At 75.1% G+C, this 23761-nt stretch carries 19 protein-coding genes and 1 pseudogene; 10 read left to right on the forward strand and 10 right to left on the reverse strand.

Going from position 1 to position 23761, the window contains the following annotated elements; genetic code table 11:
* Positions 1 to 132 precede the first annotated feature (132 nt).
* On the forward strand, positions 133 to 1101 hold the full coding sequence (locus ACFWXO_RS11585) for an NAD-dependent epimerase/dehydratase family protein (RefSeq protein ID WP_380523361.1): 969 nt from the start codon (positions 133 to 135) through the stop codon (positions 1099 to 1101).
* A 55-nt stretch (positions 1102 to 1156) separates the two neighbouring features.
* On the opposite strand, the gene ACFWXO_RS11590 is transcribed toward ACFWXO_RS11585, so the two are convergent.
* The gene (locus ACFWXO_RS11590; protein WP_380408408.1) at positions 1157 to 1516 is read right to left on the reverse strand and encodes an ArsR/SmtB family transcription factor; all 360 of its coding nucleotides are present in this window, start codon (positions 1514 to 1516) and stop codon (positions 1157 to 1159) included.
* A 122-nt stretch (positions 1517 to 1638) separates the two neighbouring features.
* Between ACFWXO_RS11590 and ACFWXO_RS11595 the strand changes: the two genes are divergently transcribed.
* Positions 1639 to 3627: a heavy metal translocating P-type ATPase gene (locus tag ACFWXO_RS11595; RefSeq protein WP_380523362.1), complete on the forward strand. Its 1989-nt coding sequence runs from the start codon at positions 1639 to 1641 to the stop codon at positions 3625 to 3627.
* A 72-nt stretch (positions 3628 to 3699) separates the two neighbouring features.
* On the opposite strand, the gene ACFWXO_RS11600 is transcribed toward ACFWXO_RS11595, so the two are convergent.
* Together ACFWXO_RS11600 and ACFWXO_RS11605 are read right to left on the reverse strand one after the other, a co-directional pair.
* Entirely contained in the window at positions 3700 to 4446 is a 747-nt protein-coding gene (locus ACFWXO_RS11600; RefSeq protein ID WP_380523363.1) for a G1 family glutamic endopeptidase, read from the reverse strand.
* A 167-nt stretch (positions 4447 to 4613) separates the two neighbouring features.
* Positions 4614 to 6119, reverse strand: a complete 1506-nt coding sequence (locus ACFWXO_RS11605; RefSeq protein WP_380523364.1) for a PTS transporter subunit EIIC — start codon at positions 6117 to 6119, stop codon at positions 4614 to 4616.
* 658 nt (positions 6120 to 6777) lie between these two features.
* Between ACFWXO_RS11605 and ACFWXO_RS11610 the strand changes: the two genes are divergently transcribed.
* Entirely contained in the window at positions 6778 to 8802 is a 2025-nt protein-coding gene (locus ACFWXO_RS11610) for a putative Ig domain-containing protein (protein ID WP_380523366.1), read from the forward strand.
* A 126-nt stretch (positions 8803 to 8928) separates the two neighbouring features.
* Here the strand turns inward: ACFWXO_RS11610 and ACFWXO_RS11615 are convergent, their stop codons facing one another.
* Positions 8929 to 9645 carry an SDR family NAD(P)-dependent oxidoreductase gene (locus ACFWXO_RS11615; protein ID WP_380523367.1) on the reverse strand — a complete coding sequence of 239 codons (717 nt, stop codon included), beginning with the start codon at positions 9643 to 9645 and terminating at the stop codon, positions 8929 to 8931.
* A gap of 145 nt (positions 9646 to 9790) precedes the next feature.
* On the opposite strand from ACFWXO_RS11615, the gene ACFWXO_RS11620 reads away from it, so the two are divergent.
* Positions 9791 to 10843, forward strand: coding sequence for an Lrp/AsnC family transcriptional regulator (locus tag ACFWXO_RS11620; RefSeq protein ID WP_380523368.1), 1053 nt, complete (start codon positions 9791 to 9793; stop codon positions 10841 to 10843).
* Between the two features lie 107 nt (positions 10844 to 10950).
* Here ACFWXO_RS11620 and ACFWXO_RS11625 read toward each other — a convergent pair whose 3' ends face one another.
* The 5 genes from ACFWXO_RS11625 to ACFWXO_RS11645 form a co-directional block, all read right to left on the reverse strand.
* Positions 10951 to 12276 carry a cryptochrome/photolyase family protein gene (locus ACFWXO_RS11625; RefSeq protein WP_380523369.1) on the reverse strand — a complete coding sequence of 442 codons (1326 nt, stop codon included), beginning with the start codon at positions 12274 to 12276 and terminating at the stop codon, positions 10951 to 10953.
* Positions 12277 to 12426: 150 nt separating this feature from the next.
* Positions 12427 to 13920 (reverse strand): SDR family oxidoreductase, encoded by a 1494-nt coding sequence (locus ACFWXO_RS11630; RefSeq protein WP_380523370.1) that lies wholly within the window; start codon positions 13918 to 13920, stop codon positions 12427 to 12429.
* Between the two features lie 93 nt (positions 13921 to 14013).
* Positions 14014 to 14994 (reverse strand): MerR family transcriptional regulator, encoded by a 981-nt coding sequence (locus ACFWXO_RS11635; RefSeq protein WP_380523371.1) that lies wholly within the window; start codon positions 14992 to 14994, stop codon positions 14014 to 14016.
* Positions 14991 to 15596, reverse strand: a complete 606-nt coding sequence (locus tag ACFWXO_RS11640) for a sigma-70 family RNA polymerase sigma factor (RefSeq protein WP_380523382.1) — start codon at positions 15594 to 15596, stop codon at positions 14991 to 14993. Before ACFWXO_RS11640 ends, ACFWXO_RS11635 begins: the two co-directional genes overlap by 4 nt.
* Positions 15597 to 15787: 191 nt before the next feature.
* A complete protein-coding gene (locus ACFWXO_RS11645; RefSeq protein ID WP_380523372.1) occupies positions 15788 to 16645 on the reverse strand; it encodes a methyltransferase domain-containing protein in 858 nt (285 codons plus the stop codon).
* A gap of 133 nt (positions 16646 to 16778) precedes the next feature.
* Here ACFWXO_RS11645 and ACFWXO_RS11650 point away from each other — a divergent pair, with 133 nt between their 5' ends.
* The 6 genes from ACFWXO_RS11650 (at position 16779) to ACFWXO_RS11675 (ending at position 22785) form a co-directional block, all read left to right on the forward strand.
* A complete protein-coding gene (locus tag ACFWXO_RS11650) occupies positions 16779 to 17471 on the forward strand; it encodes a TetR/AcrR family transcriptional regulator (protein ID WP_380523373.1) in 693 nt (230 codons plus the stop codon).
* A 39-nt stretch (positions 17472 to 17510) separates the two neighbouring features.
* On the forward strand, positions 17511 to 19010 hold the full coding sequence (locus ACFWXO_RS11655) for an MFS transporter (RefSeq protein WP_380523374.1): 1500 nt from the start codon (positions 17511 to 17513) through the stop codon (positions 19008 to 19010).
* Between the two features lie 227 nt (positions 19011 to 19237).
* Complete coding sequence (locus tag ACFWXO_RS11660) at positions 19238 to 19777, forward strand: RICIN domain-containing protein (RefSeq protein ID WP_380396498.1); 540 nt, start codon at positions 19238 to 19240, stop codon at positions 19775 to 19777.
* Between the two features lie 211 nt (positions 19778 to 19988).
* On the forward strand, positions 19989 to 21545 hold the full coding sequence (locus ACFWXO_RS11665; protein WP_380523375.1) for an MFS transporter: 1557 nt from the start codon (positions 19989 to 19991) through the stop codon (positions 21543 to 21545).
* On the forward strand, positions 21542 to 22186 hold the full coding sequence (locus tag ACFWXO_RS11670; protein WP_380523376.1) for a TetR/AcrR family transcriptional regulator: 645 nt from the start codon (positions 21542 to 21544) through the stop codon (positions 22184 to 22186). Before ACFWXO_RS11665 ends, ACFWXO_RS11670 begins: the two co-directional genes overlap by 4 nt.
* Positions 22187 to 22245: 59 nt before the next feature.
* Positions 22246 to 22785 (forward strand): GNAT family N-acetyltransferase, encoded by a 540-nt coding sequence (locus tag ACFWXO_RS11675; protein ID WP_380523377.1) that lies wholly within the window; start codon positions 22246 to 22248, stop codon positions 22783 to 22785.
* A 263-nt stretch (positions 22786 to 23048) separates the two neighbouring features.
* Here ACFWXO_RS11675 and ACFWXO_RS11680 read toward each other — a convergent pair.
* Positions 23049 to 23495 (reverse strand): annotated as a pseudogene (locus tag ACFWXO_RS11680) (class I SAM-dependent methyltransferase); the annotation flags it as partial.
* Positions 23496 to 23761 lie beyond the last annotated feature (266 nt).

Consider the following 23761-nt stretch of genomic DNA (forward strand, 5'->3'; position numbering starts at 1 on the left):
GTCGTCCTCCTCACTCTCGCGCCCCGGGGGGGGGCGGCCGCCCCGGGGTGGGGCGGGGGGCGCCCCGCCGGCCCCGCCCCCCCCCCGCCCCCCCCCCCCCCCCCCCCCGCGCCGAGCTGTAACCATGGTCCGATGCGCATACTGATCATGGGCGGTACCCGCTTCGTCGGCCTCCACTTCGCCCGGGCCGCGCTGGCCGCCGGGCACGACGTCACCGTGCTGCACCGCGGCCGCTCCGGCGCCCACCTGCTCCCCGAGGCCACCCACCTGATCGCCGACCGCGACGCCGACCTCACCGCGCTGCGCGGCCGGAGCTGGGACGCCACCGTCGACGTCAGCGCCTACTACCCGCGCCAGGTAAGGCAGTTGGCCGATGCCCTGGACCCCGGCGCGGCCGGTCACTACCTCCTGGTCTCCTCCATGGCGGTCTACGACACCCCCGCCGCGCCCGGGTTCACCGAGGACTCCCCGCTGCTCCCGGCCGACAGCCCGGAGCCCGAGGAGATCACCCCGGCCACCTACGGCATGCTCAAGGTCCAGTGCGAGCGCGCGGCCGTCGAGCGCTTCGGCCCGGACTCCCTGCTGGTGCGGCCGACGTACGTGATCGGCCCCCAGGACTACACCCACCGCTTCGACCACTGGGTGCAGCGGATCACCCGTGGCGGCGAGGTGCTGGCCCCGGGCCGGCCCGACGCCCCGCTCCAGGTCGTCGACGCCCGCGACCTCGCCGACTGGATGCTCGACCTGCTGACGAAGCGCGCCACCGGCGCCTACCACGCCGCGACTCCCCCGCCGTTCACGATGGGCGACCTGCTCGATGCCGTCGCCTCCGCCGTCGCCCCGGCCGGGACCACGCTCACCTGGGCCGACGACGACTTCCTCCGGACGTCCGGCGTCCAGGACCGCGCGCTGCCGCTGTGGCACTCCGACCCGCTGCGCCGGGCCACCAACACCGCCGACCCCGCCGCCGCGCTCGGCACCGGCCTGCGGCTCCGCCCGGTGGCGGACACCGCCCGTGACATCGAGCCGTTCGAACCGCTGCCGCAGGCCCTGACCCCGACCGCCGAGGCCGACCTCCTCGCCGCCTGGCACCGCCGCTGAACTGCGACCGGGCAGCCGTCCAGTTGTCCGGCGGACCCTTCAGCGACCCCGTGGCTCAGTCGAGCTCGGTGTCGCTGAGCCCGAGCCGCAGGTGCTCGATGTGGTAGACGGCCTGGTCGAGCAGGGCCGCGACGTGGTTGTCGTACAGCGCGTAGACCACCGAGCGGCCCTCGCGCCGTCCGACGACCAGGCCGAGGTTGCGCAGCAGCCGGAGCTGGTGGGAGCAGGCGGACTGCTCCAGCCCGACCTCGGCGGCGAGTTCGGTGGCGGCGCAGGGGCCTTCGCGCAGCCGGGAGAGGATCAGCAGCCGGGAGGGGGTGGCCAGGGCCTGCAGGGTGGTGGCCACCCGGGCGGCACTGGCTTCGTCCAGGCGGGTGTGCGGGACGGCGGTTGCGGGGGCTGCTCCATGACCCATGCGGGCAATAGTACAACTCATATATGAAGAAGCGTTCATATGTTCATGTATGGTGAGTGAGTCACCGGCTCCGCCCTGCCCCGAGCCACCGGTTCCGCCCTGCCCCGAAGGGTCCCGTCCGCATGCCCACCACCCTGATCGAGCGCCCCGCGACGCCCGCCGCACCGCGCCCCGACAGCGCCCCGCGCCGCCGCACCCGGGTGTTCGCCCTCCCCGAGGCCCGCTGGGCCGCCGCCGCGACCGCGCTCTTCCTGATCGCGCTCCCGCTCCAGCTCACCGGCGCCCCCGCCTGGGCCTGGGCGCCGCTCTACGCCCTCGCGTACGCCACCGGCGGCTGGGAGCCCGCCCGGGCCGGGCTCCAGGCCCTGCGCGAGAAGACCCTCGACGTCGACCTGCTGATGATCGTCGCCGCGCTCGGCGCCGCCGCCGTCGGCCAGGTCATGGACGGCGCGCTGCTGATCGTCATCTTCGCCACCTCCGGCGCCCTGGAGGCCCTGGCCACCGCCCGCACCGCCGACTCCGTCCGCGGACTGCTCGACCTGGCCCCGCCCACCGCCACCCGGCTGCTGCCCGACGGCGCCGAGGAGAGCGTGCCGACCGAACGGCTCGCCGTCGGCGACACCGTCCTGGTGCGCCCCGGCGAGCGGATCGGCGCCGACGGCCGGGTCCTGGACGGCGCCGGCGAGGTCGACCAGGCCACCATCACCGGCGAGCCGCTGCCCGTACCCAAGCAGCGTGGTGACGAGGTGTTCGCCGGCACCCTCAACGGCACCGGCGCCCTGCGGATCCGGGTCGAACGGGACGCCGCCGACTCGGTGATCGCCCGGATCGTCCAGCTGGTCGAGGAGGCCGCCGAGACCAAGGCGCCGACCCAGCTGTTCATCGAGAAGGTCGAGCAGCGCTACTCGATCGGCATGGTGGTCGCCACCCTGGCCGTCTTCGCCGTGCCGCTCGCCCTCGGCGCCGCCTTCACCGGCTCGCTGCTGCGGGCGATGACCTTCATGATCGTCGCCTCGCCGTGCGCCGTGGTCCTCGCCACCATGCCGCCGCTGCTCTCCGCGATCGCCAACGCCGGTCGCCACGGCGTCCTGGTGAAGTCCGCGGTCGTGATGGAACGCCTGGGCCAGGCCGACGCCGTCGCCCTGGACAAGACCGGCACCCTCACCGAGGGCACCCCCCGGGTCACCGACCTCCGCCCGCTGACCGGCTCCGGCCTGTCGGAGGAGGAGCTGCTCGCACTGGCCGCGGCCGCCGAGCACCCCAGCGAGCACCCGCTCGCCCGCGCCGTCGTCGACGCCGCCCACACCCGCGGCCTGGCCCTCGCCGCGGCCGAGGACTTCACCTCCGCCCCCGGCATCGGCGTCACCGCCACCGTCGGCGGGCACGCCGTCGCGGTCGGCGCCCCGGCCCGGATGCCGAGCGGCGCCGCGGACGAGGTCCGGGCCGAAGCCGCCGCCCTGGCGGCCGAGTTGGAGGACGGCGGCCGCACCGCCGTCCTGGTCGTACGGGACGGCGTCCCGGTCGGCCTGCTCGGCATCGCCGACCGGCTGCGCCCCGACGCCGCCGCCACCGTCCGCGCGCTCACCGCCCTGACCGGCACCGCCCCGATGCTGCTCACCGGGGACAACCCGCGCGCCGCCGCCCGACTGGCCGCCGAGGTCGGCATCACCGACGTGCGGGCCGGCCTGCTGCCGCAGGACAAGGTCGCCGCCGTCCGCGAGCAGGAGCAGGCCGGGCGGAAGGTCCTGGTGGTCGGCGACGGCGTCAACGACGCGCCCGCGCTGGCCGCCGCCCACACCGGCCTCGCGATGGGCCGGGCCGGCTCCGACCTTGCCCTGGAGACCGCCGACGCCGTCATCGTGCGCGACGAACTCGCCACCGTCCCGGCCGTGGTGGCGCTCTCCCGGCGGGCCCGGTCGCTCGTGGTGCAGAACCTGGTGATCGCCTCGGTGTTCATCTCCGTGCTGGCCGTCTGGGACCTGGTCGCCACCCTCCCGCTGCCGCTGGGAGTCCTCGGCCACGAGGGCTCGACCGTCCTGGTCGGCCTCAACGGCCTGCGGCTGCTCCGCGAGTCCGCCTGGACCAGGGCCCGGGCCGGGACCGGGCGCTGAGCCACCGGCCGAACAGCTCAGGCCGCCGCCCCCGGCACCGAAGGGGGGCGGCGGCCTTCCGCACGCTCGGGGTCAGCTGTGCTTCCAGCTCACCGAGAAGGCGCTGCCGCCGCTCAGCCCGGAGGTGGTGGCCTTGGTGACGCCGCCGGAGGCCATCGTGATGGCGTCCGGGTTGAACCCGCCCAGGCTCTGGCCGTTGACGCTCGCGCCGCTGAACGCCACCGAGTGGAAGTTCGACAGCGGGAGCACCCCGGTGGCGCTGGAGGGGGCCTCGGCGATCACCTCGGCGGAGGCCAGGGCGGCGCTCTTGAGGGACTTGTTGACGGTCCGGCTCCAGCCCGCCGTGGTGTCGGCGAGGGTGAGGGTGAAGGAGCCGCTGCCGTTGGTGGTGACGCTCGCGGTGAAGTGGTCGCCGGGCCGCACGGTGTTGCTGAAGTCGACCGGGTACGCCGGGTACATCTCGTACCAGGACGAGTACACCGGCGAGCCGCCGGAGCAGTCGGCCTCGGTGCCGGTCTGCTCGACGCTGTTGCTGCCGTCGCCGTCCAGGCCGACCCAGAAGCTGGACCAGGTGTCGGTGCCGGTGCAGGAGACGGCGGGCTGGACCCAGCTGGCCTTGACGCTGGTGAACCGGCCGCCGGTGGCGGCGTAGCCGGACCAGTTGCCGCTGGTGCTGTGCAGCGTGCCGCCGCCGTGGTGGGCGGCGAGCGGGGCCTGGACGAGGCTGGGGGCGGTGGCGGCGACGGCCGGTGCGGCGGCGCCGAGGACGGTCAGCAGGGCGGTGGTCACGGCGAGGGTGCGCCGACGTGCTTCGGGCATGGCTACTCCCTTGTGAGGGGGTGGAGTTGGCCGAGCGTCGACAAAGGTAGACCCGCCGGGTCAGCCCGAGAGGTCACGCGGACATAACGAACCGTCACCCCGTCAAGGCGTCACGGGGCAGACCGCGAAGGAGCGGGTGCGTAGGGGCGGGGCGCGAAGGGAGCGCGCTACTCGGTGCCGGCGACCGGCTCGACTGCGGGGAGCACCGGCGACGGGGCCGGCGCGTCGTACTCGGCGAGCATCGCCCGGGTGAAGCCGAAGAAGTAGGTGGCCAGGAAGCCGACGACATAGCCGGTCAGCAGGCCGCCGCCGTAGACGGCCGCGCTCGCGGCCAGGCCGTGCGGGCCCGCCAGCAGCGGGAACAGGGCCCAGCCGGACGGGCCGACGGCGGTGGAGCCGACGGCGCTGCCGAGCTGGCCGGCCACGCCGACGAAGGCGCCACCGGCGGCGCCGCCCACGCAGGCCGTGACGAACGGGCGGCCGAGCGGCAGGGTGACCCCGTAGACCAGGGGTTCGCCGATGCCGAGCAGCCCGGCCGGGAGGGCGGAGCGGATCGTCGCCCGGATCGAGGCGTTGTGGCGCAGCCGGAGGTAGACGGCTGCGGCGCAGCCGACCTGCCCGGCGCCGGCCATGGCGAGGATCGGCAGCAGCACGGTGGAGCCCTGCTGCTGGATCAGGGTGGTGTGGATCGGGATCAGCGCCTGGTGCAGGCCGAGCATCACCAGCGGCAGGAAGAGGCCGCCGAGCACCATCCCGGCGAGCAGTCCGCCGTGGGCGAGCAGCCAGGTGGCGGCGTGGCCGATGCCGGTGGAGACCTCCCCGGCGACGTACATCAGGCCGTACAGGGCGGCCAGCCCGCCGAACAGGACGGTGACGGTGGGGGTGACCAGGACGTCCAGCGAGGCGGGCACGATCCGCCGTGTCCAGCGCTCCAGCTGGACGGCCAGCAGCGCGGCGAGCAGCGCCCCGACCACGCCGCCCTGGCCGGGGGTGAGGTGCTGGCCGAAGGCCTCCACCTTGGCGACCCCGGCGTAGACGATCACCCCGGCCACCGCCCCGCCGAGCACGGGCGTGCCGCCGAACTCCTTCGCCGTGTTGTAGCCGACGAAGACGGCGAGCAGGGACATGAACCCCGAGGAGACGGCCGTCAGCGCGGCGACCAGGGCCGGCGCCCAGCCGAGGTTGGCCAGCCCCCCGGCGAGCGCCGCGACGATGCCGCAGCCGATCAGGGCGGGGATCAGCGGGACGAAGACGTTCGCGATCCGGCGCAGCGCCCGCTTGACCGGGGTCGCGTTGCGCACCCGGGCCTGCGCCCGGATCCGCTCCCCGCGCCCGGCGAGGTCCTCGGCAGTGGGAGCCGAGGCGGTGGGGGCCGAGGCGATGGGGACCGGACCGTCCGCCGTCTCGGCCCCACCGCCGGCGTCGAGCAGCCGCAGCAGCTGCGCGGTGACCCCGGCGACGGCCGCCGGGCCGAGCACGATCTGGTAGGTGTCGTCGTCGACCGTGCCCAGGACGGCCGGCAGCGCCGCGAGCGCCGCACGGTCGACCAGGGAGCGGTCCGCCAGGCCCAGCCGGAGCCGGGTCATGCAGTGGGCCACCGAGCGGATGTTGGCGGCGCCGCCGACCAGCGGGAGGATCGCCTCGGCCACGGCGCGGTTCTTCTCGTCCGACATGCCAAGGGAGGTACCCGAATCGCCCCGGCGCCCAACCGGGTCCCGCCCGGCGAACCCCGTACGCCCCATCCTGCGCGACGGACCCGACGCGCCCTGACGCGACCCGACCCCGACCCGACCCCGACCCGACCCGACCCTGACCCGATGCGCCCTGACACCCCGGCGCTCCTTCCCCCACCGCCGCTGAACCGCCCTCGTGCGGTGGGGTGTTGACGAACCGAAGCCGCCCGGCCGCCCACCCCGCCGGCCCGGCCGTACGGCGCGGGGCCCGGCCCGGCCTCGGCCGTTCCGTGTGCGAGGTGAACCGCCGCTCAGCGCGGCCGGCGGCGAGGCGGCGCCAGTGGCGGGATCCCGCCCGGTCAAGCCTCGGTCATGGGGTGGACTTCGGCCTTGTTCGCCGCCACCGGGCTTGGCTACCTTCCTACCGCTGACGCCGTGAAGGCTCGGCACCACCTCCTTGGCATGCCCCGATCATCGATCGTCCGGCGGCGCCCCCCGTCCCCCACGGGCCGACGTGCCGTGCCCCGCCGACCCTCCAGGGCAGCCGTCTGCTCGTGCGCGTCTCCCCCTCACACCCCGGGCCTGCCCGCCGACCGGCCGCCTGACGACGGCCTCCTCGGCGCCCCCGGGGTCCCACCCCCCACCTGGGAGGGCTCCGTTGCGCAACTTCCTCCGTTCCCCCCTGCGGCACCGCCGGCTCCGGGCCGGCACCGCGACCTTCGCGGTCGGCGCCGTGGTCGCCGCCGGCCTCGCGCTGGCCGCCCCGGCCGACGCCTCGGCCACCTGGTCCGGCCAGGCCGGTGCCGCCGGCAGCGGCGTCCGGCACGTGTGCGCCAAGCCGAGCGGCCCGCACCGGATGGCCTGCGACGCGCTGGTGCGCACCGACGTCGTCCAGCCGCACGCCTTCGCCCTGAACGCGGTCTCGCCGGACGCGACGCCGTCCGGCCTCGGCCCCGGCGACCTGCAGAGCGCCTACGCCCTGCCCGCCAACGGGGGCGCCGGTCAGACCGTCGCCATCATCGACGCGCAGGACGACCCCAACGCCGAGTCCGACCTGGCGACCTACCGCACGCAGTACGGGCTGCCTGCGTGCACCACCGCCAACGGCTGCTTCAAGAAGATCGACCAGAACGGCGGCACCAGCTACCCGACCTCCGACACCGGCTGGTCGGGCGAGATCTCCCTCGACCTCGACATGGTCTCCGCGGTCGCGCCGAACGCCCACATCCTGCTGGTCGAGGCCAACTCGGCGACCATGGGCGACCTCGGCGCCTCGGTCAACCAGGCCGTCGCCCAGGGCGCGAAGTTCGTCTCCAACAGCTACGGCGGCGCCGAGGACTCCAGCGACACCACCTCGGACAGCCAGTACTTCAACCACCCCGGCGTGGCCATCACCGCCTCCTCCGGCGACTCCGGCTACGGCGCCCAGTACCCGGCCGGCTCCCAGTACGTCACCTCCGTCGGCGGCACCTCGCTGACCCGCGCCTCCAACGCCCGCGGCTGGAGCGAGTCCGTCTGGGGCACCAGCTCCGGCGGCGAGGGCGCCGGCTCCGGCTGCTCCGCCTACGACCCCAAGCCCAGCTGGCAGACCGACAGCGGCTGCGCCAACCGCACCATCGCGGACGTCTCCGCCGTCGCCGACCCGGCCACCGGCGTCGCCGTCTACCAGACCTACGGCGGCAGCGGCTGGGCCGTGTACGGCGGCACCAGCGCCTCCGCGCCGATCATCGCCGCCGTCTACGCCGACGCGGGCGCCCCGGGCGCGGGCGACGTCCCGGCCAAGTACGCCTACCAGCACGCCGGTTCGCTGAACGACGTGACCAGCGGCGCCAACGGCACCTGCTCGCCGACCTACCTCTGCACCGCCGGCGCCGGCTACGACGGACCGACCGGCCTCGGCACCCCCAACGGCCTGGCCGCCTTCACGGCCGGCGGCAGCAGCGGCGGCAACACCGTCACGGTCACCGGCCCCGGCAACCAGAGCGGCACCGTCGGCACCGCGGCCAGCCTGCAGATCCACGCCAGTGACTCGGCCTCCGGCCAGAGCCTCAGCTACTCGGCCACCGGCCTGCCGACCGGACTGTCGATCAACTCCTCGTCCGGCCTGATCTCCGGCACCCCGACCACGGCGGGCAGCAACAACGTCACGGTCACCGCCAAGGACACCACCGGCGCCACCGGCTCCGCCTCCTTCACGTGGACCGTCGCGGGCACCGGCGGCGGCACCTGCACCGGCGGCGGCCAGCTGCTCGGCAACCCCGGCTTCGAGACCGGCACCGCCTCCCCGTGGACCGCGTCCAGCGGCGTGATCGACAACTCCAGCAGCGAGCCGAGCCACTCCGGCTCCTGGAAGGCCTGGCTCGACGGCTACGGCAGCACCCACACCGACACCCTCAGCCAGACCGTCACCATCCCGGCCGGCTGCAAGGCGACGCTCAGCTTCTGGCTGCACGTCGACACCGCCGAGACCGGCACCACGGCCTACGACAAGCTCACCGTCCAGGCCAACTCCACCACCCTGCACACCTACTCCAACGTCGACGCCGGCACCGGCTACGTGCAGCGGACCTTCGACCTGTCGAGCTTCGCGGGCCAGAGCGTGACCCTCAAGTTCACCGGCACCGAGGACTCCTCCCTGCAGACCAGCTTCGTCATCGACGACGCGGCCCTCAACGCCTCCTGAGCGACCGTACGACGCGCACAGCTCCAACCCGTGTGGGCCGCAGCCTCGCTGCGGCCCACCGGCCTGTCCGGCACCGACCTGTCCCGCGCCGGCACCCGTCAACCCCGTGCCTGCGCCCGGCGGGACCTACCAGGGGACGGTCCGGCCGAACCGGTCCAGGTACGCCAGTCCGGGCGTGCCCAGCCGGGACAGCAGGACGTCCACCAGCAGGGGGACGGTCTCCTCGACGGTGAACGGCGCGTCCGGGCCGCCCAGGTCCGTGCGGATCCAGCCCGGCGCCAGGAGCAGGAAGGCCCGCCCGGTGCCGCTGCGCCGGGCCGCGAAGCTCCGCAGGAACATGTTCAGGGCCGCCTTGCTGCCCCGGTAGACCTCGCGGCCGCCGGACGTGTTGTCCGTGATGCTGCCCTGCCCGGAGGACATCACCCCGATCAGGCCCGCAGGGGCGACCAGGTCCTCGAAGGCTTCGATGACGCGCAGGGGGCCGAGCGCGTTGGTGACCATCACGTCGACGAAATCGGCGGTCGTGACCGCCCCGATCGGTGTCCGCTCGTTGCTGGTGGTGCCCGCGTTGACGAAGAGCACGTCGAACCGTCGGTGCGCCAGCCGTTCGTGCAGCGGGGGCAGCAGGCCGGGGTCGTTGACGTCGAGCTGCTCGACGGTCACCCGCCCGCCGGCGCGGTCCGCCAGCCCGTGCAGCGGCGTGCGGGCCGCGGGGTCGCGCACCGTGCCGACCACCGACCAGCCCCGGTCGAGGAACTCCGCCGCCATCGCGTGGCCGAGGCCGCGAGAGGCCCCGACGATCAGGGCGGTCGGTGGGTGCGGTGCGCTGCCTGTCGATGACATCCGGCGTCATCCCCATCTCTTCGGGTCTTCGGGTCTTCGGGGTCTCGCTGCTGCGAGCCCTGCTTCCCGCTTCGGGCACCGCCGAGTGTTCCGCCCGCACCGCCACCCGGGCGAGCCACCGGCCCCCGTCCGTAGGATCGCCCCCATGGCAAGGTCCCCGATGTCGGAATCCACTCCGATCCAGCCCGACGACGTGCGAATCATCCGGGCGTTGCAGATCGCTCCGCGGGCCTCGTTCGCCGCGATCGCGACCGCCCTCGGCCTGACCGAGGGCGCTGTCAACCGCCGCTACCGCCGCCTGTGCGCCGACGGCGTCATCCGGGTGGCCGGCGTGGTCAACCCGGGCGCCCTGGGGCAGAGCAGGTGGCTGGTGCGGCTGCGCTGCCGCCCCGGGAGCGCCCCGGCGATCGCCGACGCGCTGGCCGGGCGGGACGACGTCAACTGGGTGTCGCTGGACGCGGCGGGCTGCGAGATCACCTGCGCGACGCAGTCCCGGACCCGGGAACAGCGCGAGGACCTCCTCGGGCAGCGGCTGCCCCGTACGGCCGCGGTGCTCGACATCAACGCCGTCGCCATGCTCCGCCAGTTCCTCGGCGGGCGCGGCCACTACTGGTCCGCCCTCCAGGGCACGCTGTCCCCGCAGGAGGAGGCGGCACTGGGCGGCGACGGACCCCCGTTCACCGAGTCCCCGGTCGTCCCCCGCGATCCGCTGCACCTCGCCCCGGAGGACGAGAAGCTGCTCGCCGCGCTCGCCGCCGACGGCCGGGCCGGTCTGGTCGACCTCGCCGCGGCCGCCGGGCTCACCCCGGGGCGCGTCTCCCGGCGCCTGGACACCCTGCTCCGGCACCGCGCCGTCCACCTCGACGTGGAGATCGCCGCGGCGGCCCTGGGCTACCACGCCCGCGCCCACCTCTGGCTCCGGGTGCACCCCTCGGAGCTGAAGAGCGCGGGCCGCACCCTGGCGCAGGAGCCCGGGATCGCCTTCGCCGCGGCCGTCTCCGGGCCCTGGAACCTCCACGCCGTCGCGCACTGCCGGGACCTCGACGAACTGTTCGAGTTCACGTCGGAACGGATCGGGTCCCTCGCCGGGCTCCAGGGCATGGAGGTCTCCCCCGTGCTGAGGCAGGTCAAGCAGGCCGGCACCCGGCTCGTCGGCGACCGCCTCGTCAGCCCGGCCGGCGCCCGTCCACAACGCTGAGCGACCGGGGCGGGGAGCCGGGAGCGGGGAGCGGGGAGCGGGGAGCGGGGAGCGGGGAGCGGGGAGCGGGGAGCGGTACGAACGGCGGTGGCCCAACGGCGGTGGTGCTACGGCGAGTCCAGCTCCCGGGCCGCGCGCATCCGGACCATCAGCGCGTCGGGGGCGATGATCGGGTCCGGGTACTCGGGGGCGAGCATCCACGGGCGGTGCACGGCCGGCCCGGGCAGGTGGGCCAACTCCGGTACCCAGCGCCGTACGTAGGCCCCGTCGGGGTCGTAGCGGTCGGCCTGGCGCAGCGGGTTGAGCACCCGGTTGGGCCGGGTGTCGGTGCCGGTGCCGGCCACCCACTGCCAGTTGAGCTGGTTGTTCGCGACGTCGCCGTCGACCAGCAGGGAGAGGAAGTGGGCGGCGCCGATCCGCCAGTCCAGGTAGAGGGACTTGGCGAGGAAGCTGGCCGTCAGCAGCCGGGCCCGGTTGTGCATCCAGCCCTCCTCGGCGAGCTGGCGCATCCCGGCGTCGACGATCGGGTAGCCGGTGCGGCCCTCCCGCCAGGCCTGGGCCTCGTGCTCGTCCCGGTGCCAGCGGTCCTCCCGGGTGCGGTAGTCGCGGTGCGCGGCGTCGGGCCGGGCGGCGAGCACCTGGTGGTGGAAGTCCCGCCAGGCCAGCTGCCGGACGAAGGCCTCCGCCCCGGGGCCGCCGCGCTGGAGGGCGCGGGCGGTCAGCTCGGTGGCCGACAGGCAGCCGAAGTGCAGGTACGGGGAGAGCCGGGAGGTGTCGTCGGCCGCCAGGTCGTCGTGGACGTCGGCGTACGCGTCGACGTCCCAGCGCCGCCAGCGCTCCCGGGCCGCGGTCTCGCCGCCGCGCGGCAGCGAGGGTGAGAACGGGCCGCTGACCGCGAGGTTCTCGCTGCCGATGCCGTCCGGTGTGCGGATCACCCGGGGCGCGCCCAGCACGGTGCGGTGCGGGGTCTGCTGCCAGGCCCGGTGGTACGGGGTGAAGACGGCGTAGTGGTCGCGGCCCGCCGGGGCGACCCGGCCGGGCGGCACGACGGTCACCGAGGCGTCGTGGACGTGCAGCCGGTCGCCGAACAGGGCGAGCAGCGCGGCCTCGCGCCGCCGGGCGTAGCCGCTGACCCCGGCGGCGACGTGCACCGTCCCGGCCCCGGTCTCGGCGGCGAGCCCGGCCGTCTGCTCGGCGGTCGGCCCCCGGCGGACGATCAGCCGGGAGCCGGTGCGGCGCAGCGAGGCGTCCAGGTCGGCGAGGCAGTCGGCCAGGAAGGCCAGCCGGTTGGGGGCGGCGAAGCCGGCCGCCTCGACGGCCGGGTCGAGGACGAACAGCGGCACCACCTGGTCGGCGGCGGCGCGGGCGGCGTGCAGCACGGGGTTGTCGTGCAGGCGCAGGTCCTGGGTGAACAGGGCGATCGAGACGGTCATCGGCGGGACCTCGGAGCGGGTGCGGTCGGGGTTCTGGGGGTGGGGTGCGGCGGGTGCGGCGGGTGCCGGACCGTTCCCGGTCCTTCGGAGCGGGTCGCCGCGCGGATTGGCGGTGCTCCCGCGGTCCGCCCCGCCACGGTGGGCGACCGGTCAGGCGGCATGCCGGGCCCGTTCGGTGATGTTGCGCGCCATGGCGTCGAAGACCACCGAGTGGAACGGCGCCACCGACCACCAGTAGGCGTGGCCGGCCAGTCCGTGCGGGTGGAACAGGGCGCGCTGGCGGTAGCGGGCGCCGCCTTCGCCGTCCGGGGAGACCCGCAGTTCGAGCCAGGCCAGGCCGGGCAGTCGCATCTCGGCCCGCAGCCGCAGCAGACGCCCGGGTTCGATCTCCTCGACCCGCCAGAAGTCGAGGGCGTCGCCGACCCGCAGGTGCTCCGGGTCGCGTCGGCCGCGTCGCAGGCCGACCCCGCCGGCCAGCCGGTCGAGGGTGCCGCGCAGCGCCCAGGCGAACGGGAGGGAGTACCAGCCGTTGTCGCCGCCGACGCCCTCGACGACCCGCCACACGGCGGCCGGGTCGGCGTCCACCCGCCGTTCCCGCAGGTCCTGGTAGAGGCTGCCGCCGGCCCAGTCGGGGTCGGTGGGCAGCGGGTCGCTGGGGGCGCCGGGCAGCGAGGCGGAGGACCACCGGGTGGTGACCCGGGCCTCGCGGATGCGGCGCAGGGCGAGTTCGAGGGCGCGGTCGAAACCGGTCAGGCCCTGCGGCGGGTCGGGGATCCAGCGGGCGACGTCGTGCTCGTGGCAGACGACCTCGTGCCGCAGCGACTCCACCAGCGGGCGGGCGAGTGGCCCGGGCACGGGGGTGACCAGGCCGACCCAGTGGCTGGACAGCGCCGGGGTGAGCACCGGCACCGGCAGGATCAGCCGTGGCGGCAGGCCGGCCGCGCGGGCGTAGCGCTGCATCATCAGCCGGTAGGTCAGCACGTCCGGTCCGCCGATGTCGAAGGCCCGGTCGACCTCGGGCGGCAGCCCGGCCGCGCCGACCAGGTAGTGGAGCACGTCGCGGACGGCGACGGGCTGGATCCGGGTGTTGACCCAGCGCGGGGTGACCATGGCGGGCAGGCGTTCGGTCAGGTAGCGGAGCATCTCGAAGGAGGCGGAGCCGGAGCCGATGATGACGGCGGCCCGCAGTTCGGCGGTGGGCACCCCGGCCTCCCGCAGCACCCGGCCGACCTCGGCACGCGAGCGCAGGTGCGGGGACAGCTCGGCCTCGGGCACCCCGGCGGGCACCAGCCCGCTGAGGTAGACGATCCGGCCGACCCCGGCCCGGGCGGCCGCGCGGGCGAAGGCGCGGGCGGCGCGGCGGTCGGTGGACTCGAAGTCCGGCCCGGTGCCGAGGGAGTGGACCAGGTAGTAGGCGACGTCGACGCCGTCGAAGGCGCCGTCCAGCGCCTCCGGCCGGGTGACGTCACCCGCGACCGCCTCCACCTCGGCGCGCCACGGCTGGTCGCGCAGCCGGCCCGGGTCGCGGGCCAGGCAGCGGACGCGGTGCCCGGCGGCGAGCAGTTCGGGGACCAGGCGGCCGCCGATGTAGCCGGTGGCGCCGGTGACCAGGCAGTGCTTGCCGGTCGGGGTCGGCTCGTCCATGGTCCGCTCCTTCGGTTCCTTCCGTACGGCGGGGTGTGCCCGGTGGGTGTGCCCGGCGGGTGTCCGGGGGCCGGGGGGGTGCCCCGGTCCTGGTCAGCGGAGCAGCGCCTCCAGGTGGTCGACGGCCGTGGCGAGGTCGCGCGGCCGCAGGGTGCCCGGTGGGCGGCGGGGGCCGGCCCAGCCCGGCCCGGCGACCAGCACCACCGGCTGGGTGCGCGCGCCCTGCGGGCCCCAGGCCGTCCGGACCACCCGTTCGACCAGGGCCCGGTCGGCGGTGCGGGTGACCTGCGACCAGAGCAGCACGGCGGGCGGGCCGGTCCGGCGCACCGCTTCGAGCAGCGCCTCGGGCGGCAGGGCGGGGCCGAACATCCGGAACGGCAGGCCGCGTTCGGCCAGCGCCGCGGCGAGCGCCTCCAGCGGGAGGGCGTGCAGTTCGGACGGCATCCCGGCGAGCAGCACGGCCGGGCCGGGCAGCGGCTCCGGCCGGTCGGCGACCCGGCGCAGCGCGGCCGCCACGTGCCAGGACAGCAGGTGCTCCACCTCGACGTAGCGCTCGCCCTCGGCGACCCACTTGCGCCCGGCCGCCCGCAGCGCCGGGGTCATCACCTCCGTCCAGGCGACGACGGCGCCGAGCTCGTCGACGCTGCGGCGCAGGATGCGGGCCACCTCGGGGGCGTCCAGCCGGACGGCGGCCCGGGCCAGGCCCCGGCACTCGGGGCGCACGGTGCCCACCGGCAGGGTGTTGCCGCCGGAGGCCGTCCCCGTCCGGGCGGTCGGCCGCCCGGGCCCGGAGCCGGACCCGGAGCCGGAGTCGGAGCCAGGGCCGGACCCGGCCGCCAGGGCCGTCCGGGCGGCCTCGGCGGGGTTGACGCCCCGGGCGGTGAGCCGGCACATCTCCTCCAGGACGGCCACGTCCTCCGGCTCCCAGCGGCGGTGCCGCCCGGGGGCGCGGTGGGCCGGGCCGATGCCGTAGCGGCGCTCCCAGGACCGGATGGTGGTGGGCGAGACGCCGAGCCGGCGGGCGAGGGCTCCGGTGGTCAGTCCGGCCGGGGCCGGTGCGGTCGGGGCGGTCACGGCCGCGAGCCTACGACGGGGCGCCGGGGCCCGCTCGGCCGGCGCGCGCGCGGCCGGGGCGGGGGCCCGGCCGCGTCGCCGAGCTCCTCGCGCAGCCGGCCGAGGGCGTCGCGGATGCGGGTCTTGACGGTGCCCAGCGGCGCGCCGAGCGCGGCGGCGGCCTGGGTGTGGGTGCAGCCGCCGAAGTAGACCAGCAGCAGGCACTCGCGCTGGACCTCGGTCAGCCCGGCCAGCGCGTGCCGGACCGTCCGGCGCTCCAGCTCGCGCTCCAGCGCGCCCTCGACCTGCTCGGCGACCTGGTCGAAGTCCGGGGTGTAGCCGCGCAGCGCGGCGGCGCGGTCCCGGTCGGCGGCCGCCCGGGCGGAGCGGACCCGGTCGACGGCGCGGTGGTGGGCCACGGTGAGCATCCAGGTCAGCACCTCGCCCCGCTCGGGGCGGTAGCGCGGGGCCTCCCGCCAGACCTGCCAGAACGCCTCCTGGACGACCTCCTCCGCCTGCGCGCGGTCGCGCACCACCCGCAGCACCAGGCCCAGCACGGCGCCGGCGGTGGCCGCGTAGAGCTCCTCGAAGGCCCGCTCGTCGCCCCGGGCGGTCCCGGCCATCAGCACGCGCAGCCGGGCCCGCCCGTCGGCGGTCCGCTCGGGTACGGCCGGTACGGCGGGTCCGGTGGGCGGCCGGTCGGTGATTGCCTGCACGTTCCGACCGTCGCGCACTCACACGCTGCACCGGTAGTCGCATCGTTTTCGCAGCGTTGCCGGTCCGGCGGGCCGTCCAGGTCAGCGGCCCCGACCGGTCAGTGCCCGTCGCGGCCGTCCCGGCCGTGGAAGATCCCCCAGCTCAACCGGCCCTGCCGGCACGCCTCCACCCAGAGCGGCAGGTTCTCCAGCAGCCCCGCGACGTAGTCCGGCCCGATGAGCCGGCGCAGCTCCGGGGCCCGGCGTTCGGTCTCCGCCACCAGGCGCAGGTAGTGGGTGAGGAGTTGGCCGCCGTCGTCGTCGAAGTCGACCCGGAGCGGGCCGAGTTCGGCGAACCGCTTCAAGTAGTAGCCGGGGGTGGCGAGTTCGGACACCTCCAGCCGTGCCACCACCGCCCGCAGCGTCTCGGGCGCGACCCCCTCGGCGGCCATCACGTCGGTGAAGACCACCTCGCCCCCGGGCCGGAGCACCCGGGTGACCTCGGCGAGCAGCCGGTCGCGGTCGGGGCTGTGGCAGAAGGCCTCCTGCGACCAGACGACGTCGAAGTGGCCGTCCGGGAAGGGGACGTCCTGGAACGAGCCGGTGACGACCTCGATCGACCGGTCGAGCCCCTGGGCGGCGTTGACGGCCCGGTGGTGCGTGTTCTGCCGCTCGCTGATGTTGAGCGCGACCACCCGGCACCCGAACCGCCCGGCCAGGTAGCGGGTCGCACCGCCGTACCCGGACCCGAGGTCCAGCACCGTGGCCCCGGGGCGCCCGAGCCGCCCGGCGACCTTCGCCGCCACCCGTTCCACGGTGCGCCGGGACGCCCGCGCGATGGACTCGTCCGGTTCGAGGTACGTCCCGGTGTGGATGTCCTCCCCGCCCCACACCGTGGCGTAGAAGCCGTCGACCTCGGCGCTCCCGTAGTAACGGCGCGCCGTCTCCACCGCGCCTGCGGCACCCTGCTCGGCCATGGGGTCCAACCCTTCGCTTCGCTCCGCTGTCGACTGCTGACCCTACGTCATCGAACCGTCCGACCGAAGGCATTGGCGCGGCCCGGAAATGGAGCGACTCCAGAAATCCGGCGACTACGGCTAGGCTTGATCCATGCCCACCCGCACCGACACCCCCGCCGAGACCACCTCCGGCCTGCGCGAACGCAAGCGGGAGCGGACCCGTCGCACCATCGGGGACGCGGCGTTCCGGCTGTTCGCCGCACACGGCTTCGAGGAGGTGCGGCTCACCGACATCGCGGCGGCGGCCGAGGTCGCGCCCGCGACGGTGTTCACGCACTTCCGGACGAAGGAGGAGATCTTCTTCAGCCGCCGGGCCGACTTCAACCAGGGGCTGACCGCGGCCGTGGCGGGGGCGGGCACCACCCTGGGACTGATCGCCGCCCTGGAGGCGTGCTTCCGTTCCGTCACCCGGATCGGGCTCGACGAGGACGGCCTGCCCCGGTCCCGGACCTTCGCGGGCGTGCTGCTGGCGAGCCCGGCGCTGCGCGACGCGTACCTGGTGCTGGACCGGGAGCGGCGGGAGCTGCTGCTCGCGGCGCTGACCGAGCGGGCCGCCGGCCGGACGGCCGTGGCCGACCAGGAGCTGTTCGCCGGCCTGGTGGGCGCGGTGGCCTCCGCCGCGTTCGGCGCCCGGCACCGACTGCTGGCCCAGGGGGCGCCGGTCGGGGACGTCGAAGCCGGTGTGGACGAGGTGCTGCGGCGCGGCTTCGGGCGGATCGCCACCGCCTACGCGGGGGACGCGGCCCTGGACGCGGCACATGCAGCGCCCACCGCAGTCGGATAGGAAATAGGAGGACTCTATTTATAGAGTTACTCTTCCCCCATGCCTGAGCCAGCCCCCGCACCGCGCGCACGCACCACCCCGCCCGCCGACGCGACCCCGGGCACCACCCCGGACATCACCCCGGACGGAAGCACCGACGGGACCTCCGCCCCGGACCGCCGGAGCTCGACCGTCCTGTGGATCGCCTGCGCCGCCCAGTTCATGGTCGTCCTCGACGTGTCGATCGTGAACGTCGCCCTGCCGCAGGTCCGCGACAGCCTCGGCCTCAGCCCGGCCGGGCTCCAGTGGATCGTCAACGCCTACACCCTCGGCTTCGCCGGGCTGCTGCTGCTCGGCGGCCGCCTCGCCGACCTGATCGGCGCCAAGCGCGCCTTCACCAGCGGGCTGGCCGCCTTCACCACCGCCTCCCTGGTCTGCGGCCTGGCCGGCAACGGCCCGCTGCTGATCGCCGCCCGCGCCACCCAGGGCGTCGGCGGCGCGATGCTCGCCCCGGCCACCCTGACCCTGATCATGACCACCTTCACCGAACCCCGCGCCCGCACCCGGGCGATGGGCGCCTGGAGCGCCGTGATGGCCGCGGGCGGCGCGGCCGGCGCGGTGCTGGGCGGCGTGCTCACCCAGTACGCGGGCTGGCGCTGGGTGTTCTTCGTCAACGTGCCGATCGGCATGGTCCTGGTGGTCGCCGCCGTCCGCTCCGTCCCCGTCGGGCAGCGTCCGCGCGCCGGCCGCCGCCTGGACCTGCCCGGGGCGCTCACCGTCACCCTGGGGCTGACCCTGCTCACCTACGGCATCGTCGCCACCGAGACCCACCCGTGGGGCGCGCCCCAGGTGTGGGCCCCCGTCGCGGCCGCCCTCGCGCTGCTCACCGCGTTCGCCGTCATCGAGGCCCGCACCGCCCAGCCGCTGGTGCCGCTCACGATCCTGCGCCGCCCCGTGCTGGTCCTGGCCAACGCGACCGTGTTCGCCCTGGGGGCGGCCATGTTCGCGATGTGGTTCCTGCTCTCGCTCTACTTCCAGCAGGTCCTCCTGTGGGACCCGCTGCGGGCGGGCCTGGCCTTCGTCCCCGGCGCGCTCGCGATCATCGCCGGCGCCCGGATCGCCACCCGGCTGATCGGGCGGACCGGCGCGCGCCCGCTGATGGTCCTCGGCACGGCGGTGAGCACCGCCGGGTTCGGCTGGCTGTCGCAGATCACCGCCGACGGCTCGTACACCACCGACGTCCTGCCGCCGTTCGTCCTCTGCACCCTGGGCCTGGGCCTGGCCACGATGCCGCTCACCGTCGCGGCCACCGCCGGCTCCCGGCCCGAGGAGGCCGGGCTGGCCTCGGGGCTGGTGAACACCTCACGGCAGGTCGGCGGCGCCCTCGGCCTCGCCGCGCTCGCCTCCGTCGCCTCGCACACCGCCGCCTCCCACGGCGGCCCCGCGGCCCAGGCCGCCACCGCCGGCTACGGACGGGCCCTGCTCGCCGCGGCCGCCTTCACCACCGTCGCCGCACTCCTGGCCCTCGCCCTCCCGGGCCCCCGCGCGGCCCGCGGCTGAATCCCCCGGGGCGCCGCATCGCCCGGGCGCTGCATCCGCTCGCCGCGCGGCGCCGTCGACACCCTGCGTCTGCCCGCCGAACCCTGGGCGGGATGCGGAGGCCGCCGCCGGCCCCGGGCCCACGACCCCGCTTCGTCTCCTGTTCGTTGCCGCTCGGTGATCATCGTGCGGAGGGATTCCCCTACGATCGTGATCAACAGCTTGTCGATCAACGGGGGAAGATCATCATGCGCAAACTCCTGGCCACGTTCGCCGCCGTCGCCGCAGCACCTCTGCTCGCCGCCACGCTCGGCACCGGCACCGCCCACGCCGATACCAGGTCCGTCTGGGGTGAGGTCCGGTTCGCCAACGGCTACTGCCTCGACGTCTCCGGCGCCGACTTCGTCTCCGGCGCCACGGTCCAGATCTGGGGATGCAACGGCACCCAGGCCCAGCAGTGGTCGCTGTACCCGGCGGACGCCACCCACTTCCAGATCCAGGCGGCCACGAGCAACGACCACGTGCACACCCTGTGCGTGAACAACTGGGAGGGGGGCGACGTCACCGGCAACCACATGCGCCTGTACCCCTGCACCCAGGGCTCCGCGAACGACACCTGGTTCAACTGGGTCCACAAGGGCAACGGCAGGCAGATGCAGCCGAAGGTCGCCTCCGCCAACTGCCTCAACTCCTGGGGCGGGCTCTACCAGGGCGCCCAGGCCCGCTTGTTCTCCTGCTACGACAGCGCCGAGGAGAACGTCGTCTCCGCCCCGATCTTTCCGATGTAGCCCGACCACGGCAGGCCCGGCCACTCGCACGCGAGCGGCCTGACCCCAACGCGCACAACGGCCCCGTACTCCCGACCCCGGGAGCACGGGGCCTCGCCGTTGCATGCCCAGGGGCCGGTGCGGCCCGTCGCCCGGGCCCCCTATTTTGACAGTCGACTCCCATATGGGAGTCTGGTGTCATATTCGTGGTTCGGTTCTCCTGGAGGTTGGCATGGCGTGCCCGTCGTCGGCGCTGTCCCGCTCGCGGCGCTGGTGGGCACTGGCGGCCCTGGTGGCCTGCAATCTGCTGCTCGGCCTGGACGCGACGGTCCTGAACGTGGCGCTGCCCTCGATCTCGGCGGAGCTGGGTGCCACAGGCGGGCAGTTGCAGTGGATGGTGAACGGCTACCTGGTGGTGCTCGCGGCCCTGATGCTCCCGGGCGGGCTGCTGGGCGACCGCTTCGGCCGGCGGCGCGTGCTCGTCGCCGGCCTGGGGGTCTTCCTGGGCGCCTCGTTGCTGGGTGCCTCCGCCCACACGGTCTGGCCGGTCGTCGTGGCCCGTGCGCTGATGGGTGCGGGTGCCGCACTGGTCATGCCGCTGGCACTGTCCGTGCTGCCGTCCCTGTTCGGCCCGCGGGAGCGCGACCGGGCCCTCGGCGTCGTGTCGGCGGTGTCCGCGCTCGGGTTCCCGCTCGGCCCGTTGCTGGGCGGCTGGCTGGTGGAGCGGTTCTGGTGGGGCTCGGTCTTCCTGGTCAACGTGCCGCTGGCGCTCGCCGGCATCGCGGCCTGCGTGTTCCTGCTGCCGGAGAGCCGGGACCCGGCCTCGCCCCGGCTCGACGTCACCGGCGCCGCGCTGACGGTCGCGGGACTGGGCGCTCTGGTCCTCGCCCTGAACGAAGGACCCGCACGGGGCTGGGCCAGCCCTCCGATCCTGGGCGCGGCCGCTGCCTCGGCCGTGCTGCTGGCCGCTCTGGTACGGCGCTCGCGCGGCCGGGAGCGGCCGTTGCTGGACCTGTCCCTGCTGCGGCAGCCGGAGTTCGTGTGGAGCACGGCGGCGGCCACGCTGGTCTCGTTCGTGCTGGCCGCCCTCATGTTCGCCCTGCCCCAGTACCTCCAGGACGTCCGCGGCTACGACGGCCAGGGCGCCGGACTGGCGATGCTGCCGCTGATGGCCGCCATGGCGGCCGCCCCCAGGCTGACCGGCGCGCTCACCGCCCGCTTCGGCCCGCGCGCCGTGATCGGCGGCGGGCTGCTCACCCTGTCCGCCGCCACCCTCCTCGGCGCGGCCGTGGGGCAGGCGGGCGGATACCCGGCCCTGGCGCTGTGGCTGGCACTGGCCGGCCTGGGACTCGGTACGGCGATCGTGCCCGCCGTGGGCAACGCCCTGGGCGCACTGCCCACCGAACGCGCCGGCAGCGGCTCCGGCCTGCTGACCACGCTGCGCCAGTGCGGTTCCGCGCTCGGAGTGGCGGTGCTCGGTGGCATCCTGACCAGCGTGTACGCGGCCCGGCTGGACACCGACGCCGTCCCCGCCGCCCAGGCCGTGGCGGCGCGGCAGTCCGTCGCCGCCGCCCATCTGGTGGCCGACCGCCTCACGGACGGCCGGCTGGCGGCCTCGGCCGACCGCGCCTTCACGGACGGGACGCGTGTCCTCCTGGCGGCCTGCGCGGCCGCCGCACTGACCGTCGCCCTGCTCGTGCTCCGGTTCCTGCCCGCCCCCGCACCCGCACCTGCCCCCGCACCCCGACCTGGAACCACCGCCCCCGACCGAAGGACCGCCGAACGATGACCCCCGAGACCCCCACGCCAGCCCCGCCCGCCACGCCCGCCACGGGCACCACCGGTGACCGGTCCGGGCTGCGGGAACGGAAGAAGGCCCGGACCCGGCAGGCGATCCGCCGCGCCGCCTACCGCCTGTTCGCCGAGAACGGGTACGAGGCCACCCGGGTCGAGGAGATCGCCGCCGCCGCCGAGGTCTCGCCCAGCACCGTCTTCCGCTACTTCGCCACCAAGGAGGACATCGTCCTCACCGACGAGCAGGACCCGCTCCTGGCAGCCGGACTGCGGTCCCGCCCCGCCGGCGAACCGGTCCTCGAATCCCTGCGCCACGCCGTCCTCGACACCCTGGACCACCTCCACGCCACCGACCGCACCGAACTCGTCCAGCGCACCCGCCTCGTCCGCGAGGTCCCGGTGATCCGCGGCCGCACCGCCGAACAGGCCGCACGGGACGCGGACATGCTCGCCGCCGTCCTGGCCGAACGCGCCGGACACCCCGCCGACTCCCTGCCCGTCCGCGTCATCTGCGTCGCCGTGATGGCCGCCGTCGACGAGACCCTGTGGCAGTGGGTCAGCGGCGGCCAGCAGGAAGACCTGCACGACCTCGTCGACCGGACCATGGACCTCCTCGCCAGGGGCATGACCCTCTGATCCCACGTCCCGAAGAAAATGGATTGCCTTGAGGCCGGAGCTCGCGTTGGCTGGGCAGCATGGCTGAACTGCGTACCGACCGCCTCATCCTTCGTCGATGGGAAGACTCCGACCTTGAACCGTGGGCGGCGATGAATGCTGATCCCGAGGTTCGCGAGCACTTGGGGGACCAGCTCACCCGTGAACAGAGCGACGCCTCCGTGGCGCGGTTCCAGGCCGAGTTCGACCGGCGCGGCTACGGATGGTGGGCGGTCGAGGTGCGGGCCACGGGCGAGTTCGTCGGCTTCGCGGGCTTGGACCAGGTGGATGACGGTCTGCCGTTCACCGGGGTGGAGATCGGTTGGAGGCTCGCCCGCTCGGCCTGGGGCCACGGTTACGCCACCGAGGCCGCCCTCGCCGGCCTGGCCTTCGGCTTCGACACGCTCGAACTCCCCGAGATCCTCGCGGTGACGACTGCGACCAACCTCCGTTCCCAGGCAGTGATGCGCCGGATCGGCATGACCCGAGACCCGGCTGACGATTTCGAGGACACCACCGCGCCCGAAGGGCCGCTGCGTCCGAACGTGCTGTACCGCATCGCCCGTGACGTGAGGGTCTGACCCTCTCGGTTTGGAGGCTCGGCCCTCGGCTCTGTGGCCTGGTCGCTCGGTCGGGCCGCAGCAGGGCGGCGGCCCCACCAGGGGGTCGCCGCCGGGAGCCTGGCGCTGCCCAGCACGGCCGGGCCGATGAAGGACGGACTCGCGGGGAAGACCTGGCGCTCGACGTGGTCGACGACGAATCCGGCCGCCCGGATCGAGTCGAGCGTCGGGCGGTTGCACTCGCAGCAGACCACCAGCCGGTTCAGCCAGTTCATCCGGTCCTGGTGGCGGGCCGCCTTCGGGTCCTCCGAGCGCATGTGCTCCAGGAAGAGCAGCCGCCCGCCGGGGCGCAGCACCCGGCCGAGCTGGCGCAGTGCCCGCTGCTGGTCGCTCACCCCGCAGAGCACCAGCGTGGACACGACGACGTCGAAGCTGTCGTCCTCGAACGGAAGGTCCTCGGCCGGGGCCCGCAGGACCGTGGTGCGCGGAGCCCGCTCCGCGACGTGGCGCTCCAGCCGGCGGACCATCGCCGGTTCGGGCTCGGTGACCGTCAGCGACTCCACGCCGTCGCCGTAGAGGGCGAGGTTGGCCCCGGTGCCGCCGCCGATTTCGAGCACCCGGCCGCCGGCCTCGGCAATCAACCGGCGGCGCAGGTCGGTCAGGCCCTGGCGCTCGGCCTTGGCCATCATCCGGTCGTAGGTCACCGCGAACAGTGTGCTTCTGACGCCCATGACTACCTCGCTTCACGGTCCGACGTTCGGCCTCGACGGTTCGGCCTCGACGGTGCTGCCTCGACGGTGCTGCCTCGACGCTAGGCCCGTGCCGTGCCCGGCACATGGGGCGGATGCCTCATCTTCGACATCTTCCTCCGGGCCGTCGTTCCCGGAGCCGGCCCCGCTCTCAGAGGGCGTTCGATACCGATTTAGGCTGCCGCGAAGGGTTTCGGGCGGAGGTATTGCCCGATTCTGTCGGGGCTGGCGGTCAGGCGGGTGGTCAT

The organism is Kitasatospora sp. NPDC059088, from assembly GCF_042738155.1.
Taxonomy (GTDB): Bacteria; Actinomycetota; Actinomycetes; order Streptomycetales; family Streptomycetaceae; genus Kitasatospora.

Excerpts from the sequence above, each read along its gene's own strand:
- ACFWXO_RS11665 (WP_380523375.1), top strand. The coding sequence starts at position 19,989 with ATGGCGTGCCCGTCGTCGGCGCTGTCCCGCTCGCGGCGCTGGTGGGCA.
- ACFWXO_RS11645 (WP_380523372.1), bottom strand. The coding sequence starts at position 16,645 with ATGGCCGAGCAGGGTGCCGCAGGCGCGGTGGAGACGGCGCGCCGTTAC.
- ACFWXO_RS11615 (WP_380523367.1), bottom strand. The coding sequence starts at position 9,645 with ATGTCATCGACAGGCAGCGCACCGCACCCACCGACCGCCCTGATCGTC.
- ACFWXO_RS11640 (WP_380523382.1), bottom strand. The coding sequence starts at position 15,596 with ATGGCCGGGACCGCCCGGGGCGACGAGCGGGCCTTCGAGGAGCTCTAC.
- ACFWXO_RS11590 (WP_380408408.1), bottom strand. The coding sequence starts at position 1,516 with ATGGGTCATGGAGCAGCCCCCGCAACCGCCGTCCCGCACACCCGCCTG.
- ACFWXO_RS11630 (WP_380523370.1), bottom strand. The coding sequence starts at position 13,920 with ATGGACGAGCCGACCCCGACCGGCAAGCACTGCCTGGTCACCGGCGCC.
- ACFWXO_RS11595 (WP_380523362.1), top strand. The coding sequence starts at position 1,639 with ATGCCCACCACCCTGATCGAGCGCCCCGCGACGCCCGCCGCACCGCGC.
- ACFWXO_RS11620 (WP_380523368.1), top strand. The coding sequence starts at position 9,791 with ATGGCAAGGTCCCCGATGTCGGAATCCACTCCGATCCAGCCCGACGAC.
- ACFWXO_RS11605 (WP_380523364.1), bottom strand. The coding sequence starts at position 6,119 with ATGTCGGACGAGAAGAACCGCGCCGTGGCCGAGGCGATCCTCCCGCTG.
- ACFWXO_RS11625 (WP_380523369.1), bottom strand. The coding sequence starts at position 12,276 with ATGACCGTCTCGATCGCCCTGTTCACCCAGGACCTGCGCCTGCACGAC.
- ACFWXO_RS11675 (WP_380523377.1), top strand. The coding sequence starts at position 22,246 with ATGGCTGAACTGCGTACCGACCGCCTCATCCTTCGTCGATGGGAAGAC.
- ACFWXO_RS11585 (WP_380523361.1), top strand. The coding sequence starts at position 133 with ATGCGCATACTGATCATGGGCGGTACCCGCTTCGTCGGCCTCCACTTC.
- ACFWXO_RS11670 (WP_380523376.1), top strand. The coding sequence starts at position 21,542 with ATGACCCCCGAGACCCCCACGCCAGCCCCGCCCGCCACGCCCGCCACG.
- ACFWXO_RS11660 (WP_380396498.1), top strand. The coding sequence starts at position 19,238 with ATGCGCAAACTCCTGGCCACGTTCGCCGCCGTCGCCGCAGCACCTCTG.
- ACFWXO_RS11650 (WP_380523373.1), top strand. The coding sequence starts at position 16,779 with ATGCCCACCCGCACCGACACCCCCGCCGAGACCACCTCCGGCCTGCGC.
- ACFWXO_RS11655 (WP_380523374.1), top strand. The coding sequence starts at position 17,511 with ATGCCTGAGCCAGCCCCCGCACCGCGCGCACGCACCACCCCGCCCGCC.
- ACFWXO_RS11600 (WP_380523363.1), bottom strand. The coding sequence starts at position 4,446 with ATGCCCGAAGCACGTCGGCGCACCCTCGCCGTGACCACCGCCCTGCTG.